Genomic DNA, 512 nt, shown 5'->3' on the forward strand with positions numbered 1-512 from the left:
GCTCGGAGATGTGTATAAGAGACAGGACTACAAGGGTATCTAATCCTGTTTGCTCCCCACGCTTTCGTGCATGAGCGTCAGTGCAGGCCCAGGGGATTGCCTTCGCCATCGGTGTTCCTCCGCATATCTACGCATTTCACTGCTACACGCGGAATTCCATCCCCCTCTACCGTACTCTAGCTATACAGTCACAAATGCAGGTCCCAGGTTGAGCCCGGGGATTTCACATCTGTCTTATATAACCGCCTGCGCACGCTTTACGCCCAGTAATTCCGATTAACGCTTGCACCCTACGTATTACCGCGGCTGCTGGCACGTAGTTAGCCGGTGCTTATTCTTCAGGTACCGTCATTACCCCGGGGTATTAGCCCAGAGCGTTTCTTCCCTGACAAAAGCGGTTTACAACCCGAAGGCCTTCTTCCCGCACGCGGCATGGCTGGATCAGGCTTGCGCCCATTGTCCAAAATTCCCCACTGCTGCCACCCGTAGGCTGTCTCTTATACACATCTGAC

The 512-nt window shown here is 53.9% G+C and carries 1 rRNA gene; it reads right to left on the reverse strand.

The features are described 5' to 3' along the window. A 16S ribosomal RNA gene (locus ACTHSL_RS12905) occupies positions 1 to 512 on the reverse strand; the annotation flags it as partial.

The organism is Neisseria sp. P0008.S010, from assembly GCF_051962715.1.
Classification (GTDB): Bacteria; Pseudomonadota; Gammaproteobacteria; order Burkholderiales; family Neisseriaceae; genus Neisseria; species Neisseria elongata.